The 4,488-nt window shown below is 70.2% G+C and carries 4 protein-coding genes; all 4 read left to right on the top strand.

Annotation, left to right across the window (positions count from 1 at the left end):
* Window positions 1–43: 43 nt before the first annotated feature.
* Window positions 44–1,363: an Nramp family divalent metal transporter gene (locus AC1D01_RS22280; RefSeq protein ID WP_477870150.1), complete on the top strand. Its 1,320-nt coding sequence runs from the start codon at window positions 44–46 to the stop codon at window positions 1,361–1,363.
* 300 nt (window positions 1,364–1,663) lie between these two features.
* A complete protein-coding gene (locus AC1D01_RS22275; protein ID WP_477870148.1) occupies window positions 1,664–3,469 on the top strand; it encodes a carbamoyltransferase family protein in 1,806 nt (601 codons plus the stop codon).
* A 23-nt stretch (window positions 3,470–3,492) separates the two neighbouring features.
* Window positions 3,493–3,675, top strand: a complete 183-nt coding sequence (locus AC1D01_RS22270; RefSeq protein WP_047508213.1) for a DUF5989 family protein — start codon at window positions 3,493–3,495, stop codon at window positions 3,673–3,675.
* A gap of 17 nt (window positions 3,676–3,692) precedes the next feature.
* A partial coding sequence (locus AC1D01_RS22265; protein ID WP_477870146.1) for a hypothetical protein occupies window positions 3,693–4,488 on the top strand: 796 nt, incomplete at its 3' end.

Below are 4,488 nucleotides of genomic sequence, written 5' to 3'. Positions count from 1 at the left end.
GCTGCTGACAACGTGTTGTCAGCAGCCGGCAGAATGCGATTCCATGTTTTCATTGCCGCGCACCGCCACCGCCCCGTTCTGCCCGTCCGAAGTGCGCGGCAGCATCGCGATCCCCGCGCAGGCGCCGCTGTGGCGCAAGCTGCTGCGCGTCGCCGGCCCGGGGCTGCTGGTGTCGGTCGGCTACATGGACCCCGGCAACTGGGCGACCGACATCGAGGCCGRCTCGCGCTACGGCTACGCGCTGCTGTGCGTGGTGCTGCTGTCGAGCCTCGCGGCGATGCTGCTGCAGACGCTCTCGCTGCGCCTCGGCCTGGTCGCCCGCAAGGACCTCGCGCGCGCCTGCCGCGACCACTACCCGAAAGCAACCAGCCGCGTGCTGTGGATCCTGGCCGAGCTCGCGATCATCGCGTGCGACGTGGCCGAGGTGCTGGGCAGTGCGCTCGCGCTGCACCTGCTGTTCGGCGTGTCGCTGGTCACCGGCATCGTGATCACCGCGTTCGACACGCTGGTCGTGCTCGGGCTCAGGGGCCAGGGCTTCCGGCAGGTCGAGGCGATCGTGCTCGGGCTGATCGTCACGATCGGCGCCTGCTACGCGGTCGAGCTCGCGCTGGTCGGGCCCGACTGGCGCGCCGTCGCCCAGGGCTTCGTTCCGCGCCTGTCGGCCGTCGAGAACCCGCAGGCGCTGTACCTCGCGATCGGCATCCTCGGCGCCACCGTGATGCCGCACAACCTGTACCTGCATTCGTCGATCGTGCAGACGCGCCACGTCGCCGGCGACGATGCCAGCCAGCGCGAGGCGATCGGGCTGTCGACGCTGGACACCGTGGTCTCGCTGTCGCTCGCGCTGCTGGTGAACGCGGCCATCCTGACGCTCGCGGCCGCGGCCTTCCACGGCAGCGGGCACACCGAGGTCACCGAGATCCAGGATGCGTACCACCTGCTCGATCCGCTGGTCGGCGGCGTGTTCGCCTCGGTGCTGTTCGGCGTCGCGCTGCTGGCGGCCGGGCAGAGCTCCACCTTCACCGGCACCATCGCCGGGCAGGTGCTGATGGAAGGCTTCCTCGACCTGAAGATCCCGTGCTGGCAGCGCCGCCTGATCACGCGCGGCCTCGCGCTGCTGCCGGCGCTGGGCGGCGTGCTGTGGCTGGGCGACGCGGGTGTCGGCAAGCTGCTGGTGGCGAGCCAGGTGGTGCTGAGCTTCCAGCTGCCGTTCGCGATCTGGCCGCTGATCCGCTTCACCAGCGACCGCGCATTGATGGGATCGTTCGCGAACGGGCCGTGGCTGAAGACCGGTGCGTGGACGCTGTTCGTGCTGATCAGCGCAGCCAACCTGTGGCTCGTGTCGGCGGTGTGGCGTCCCTGAAGAAAAGGGTTGCAGCATCCGGAGCGCTTCGTTATTCTGCGTCGGCCGAGTGACCCCACTCGGTCGCTCGACACCCTCCCTCGCCTGAGCCCACCGGCTCACTGAAGTCCGCGAATTTCCGCTGAGGCACGTCCACCACGTGCCGGCGGTACGGCTGTACGCGATCGCCCGCCTCGAGCGGCCGCGCGCTTCTCATTGCAGTTCGCCGTTGCAGTCCCCCCGTTGTTCCGTTGTCGCAGTCCCCGCAGTCCCCGCAGTTCCGTTGCAGTTCGTCCGCTGTCAGCCGTTCGAGGATGACCCATGAACATTGTCGGTCTGTCGTATGACTTCCATGATGGCGCCGCCTGCGTGGTGCGCGATGGCGTGCTGGTCAGCATGGCCTCCGAGGAGCGCTACACGCTGCACAAGCACGACAGCAGCTACCCGGCGCTGTCGCTGGCGGCGCAGCTGCGCGAGCAGGGCCTGGCGCTCGACGAGGTCGACGAGGTCGTGTTCTACGAGCAGCCCGGCCCGAAGTACTCGCGCGTGCTGACCAACGGCTTCGCGCGCTTTCCGCGCGGGCTGCGCGATTTCGTCTCGGCCAACCGCAGCTGGTTGCGCGACAAGCTCTGGACGCGCGCCGCGCTGAGCTCGCGCTTCGGCGTCCCGCCGTCGCGCATCCACCTCGCGGCGCACCACCATTCGCACGTCGCGCAGGCCTTCTACGCCTCCCCGTTCGACGAGGCCGCGGTGCTGGTGCTCGACGGTATCGGCGAGTGGGATTGCACGACGCTCGCACATGCAAGTCGCGATGCGAGCCAGGGCCTCAAGATCCTCGAACAGTACGAGTACCCGCACTCGATCGGCCTCGTCTATGCCGCCTTCACCGCCTACCTCGGCTTCAAGCCGAATTCCGGCGAGGCGAGCACGATGGCGCTGGCTGCGTTCGGCAAGCCGCGCTTCGCCGAGGCGATGCGGCGCGTGATGCGCAGCGAGCCCGACGGCAGCTACGTGATCGAGGTGTCGCACTTCAATTTCGACGGCGACGCGTCCACGCTGTTCGCCGCGCCGCTGATCGCCGCCTTCGGCCCGCCGCGCGATTTCCGCCAGCCGTATGCCTTCGACTCGCTGGCCGACGGCCCGCAGCAGGTGCCCGACGACGACCAGCGCTGCGCCGACATCGCCGCCAGCCTGCAGCATGTGCTGGCCGAGGTGCTGCTCGGGCTCGCGTCGCGCCTGTCGCGCCAGACCGGCTCGCGCAACCTGTGCTTCGCCGGCGGCGTCGCACTGAACTGCCTGGCCAACACCGAGCTGATCGAGCGCAGCGCGTTCGAGCACTTCTTCGTGCCGCCGGACCCGGGCGATGGCGGCGCGGCCTTCGGCGCGGCGATGCTGCGTGCCGCACAGCATGGCCCGGTGCAGCCGATCCGCCACCCGTACCTCGGCTCGTCGCATGCGCAGCACGATCTCGAGCCGCTGATCGAGGCCGATCCCTCGTTCAGCTTCCTGCTCGGCCACCAGGCGCTGGGCGCGCTGCAGGCCGCCGGCATCGGCAGCACCCGCCATGCCGACGACGACAGCCTGCTCGACGAGGTGAGCCAGGCGCTGGCCGACGGCGCGATCGTCGCGTGGGTACAGGGCCGCTTCGAGGTCGGCCCGCGGGCGCTCGGCAACCGCTCGCTGCTGGTGCACCCCGGCAAGCTCGACACGGTGCGCCGCATGAGCCGCACCGTGAAATCGCACACCCACTTCCGGCCGTATGCGCTGTCGATCGCCGCCGAACAGGCCGAGCAGGTGCTCGACACCCGCTGGGCCGCCGAGCCGGTGATGAAGTGGATGCAGACCATCTGGCCGGTGCGCGAGGCCTACCGCACGCAGCTGCGCGGCGCGATCCACGCCGACGGCACGACGCGCCCGCAGGTCTGCACGCGCGACGACAACCCGCGCTACTGGGCGCTGCTGAACCGCTTCGGCCGGCACAGCGGCGTGGCCGCGCTGCTCAACACCTCGCTGAACGAGCGCTCGCTGCCGATGGTCGGCCACCCGCGCATGGCGCTCGCGATGTTCGCCCGCACCGGCATCGACATGCTGGTGATCGACGACCTGGTGCTGCGCAAGCGCTACTGAGCTCACCTTCACAGGAGAACCCCATGAAGATCGTCTGGATGATCCAAAGCATCTCCGCGTCGCTGCGCGACATGGTGGGCGCGCTCGCGCAGCGGCGCCAGCGCTGGCTGCTGATCCTGCTGCCGGTGCTGCTGGTGATCTCGGTGCTGCTGGCGATCGTGTCGTCGTCCGGCGCGCTGGCACCGTTCCTGTACCCGCTGTTCTGAGTGCCTGAGGCACCGCGATGACCATCCCCCGCGATCCGGCACCCGTGGCACCCGCCAGCGGCCTGCGCCGTGCCGCCGGCACCGTGCTCGAATGCCTGATCGTGCTGGCGGTGGTCGCGCTGCTGCTCGAAGGCATGAGCCGCATCGTGCACCTGAACAAGCGCCCGGCGATCCCTGCCGTCAGCGACCCCGACGGCGCGCTGCGCATGCCGGCCGGCTTCGACGCGACGATCCAGCTCGCCGGCCGCGAGCCGTTCGCGCTGTGCACCGATGCGCAGGGCCTGCGCGTGGCCGACTGCAGCGCGGCCACGCTCGCGGCCGAGACCGACGTGCTGGTGGTCGGCGATTCGCAGGCGCTCGGCTGGGGCTTCGATTTCGGCCAGACCTTCGGCGCGCTGGTCGCGGCAGAACTGCCCGGCCGCCGGGCCGGCGGCGCGCGCCTGATGGCCGCGGCCGCCACCGATGTCGAATCGCTGCAGTCGTGGGCCAGCGATTACCGCCACCACGGCCACCACGGCCAGGTCAGCGGCGACCAGCAGGCCGCCGCGCCGCTGCTCAACATCGTCTCGCTGAACCTCGGCAACGACCTCGACGAGATGTTCTTCTCGCGCAGCAGCGTGACGATCCCGCGCTTTCGCGCCGCGCGCGAATGGCTGGCGGTGCACAGCACCGTGATGGCCGATTTCACGATCGCGAAGAACGCGCTGTTCAATGCCGAATGGCAATCGCCGCCGGGCGCCAACCCGGTGCTGTTCGCGCTCGACGATGCCGAGCGCGCGACGCTCGCGCGCGCCGCCGCGGTGGCGGTGGAGG

This window comes from Rhizobacter sp. P3_B12, assembly GCF_056402895.1.
This window is presented reverse-complemented; position numbering and strand designations above follow the sequence as displayed.

Coding starts and splice junctions, on each gene's coding strand:
- AC1D01_RS22275 (WP_477870148.1), top strand. CDS start 1,664: ATGAACATTGTCGGTCTGTCGTATGACTTCCATGATGGCGCCGCCTGC.
- AC1D01_RS22270 (WP_047508213.1), top strand. CDS start 3,493: ATGAAGATCGTCTGGATGATCCAAAGCATCTCCGCGTCGCTGCGCGAC.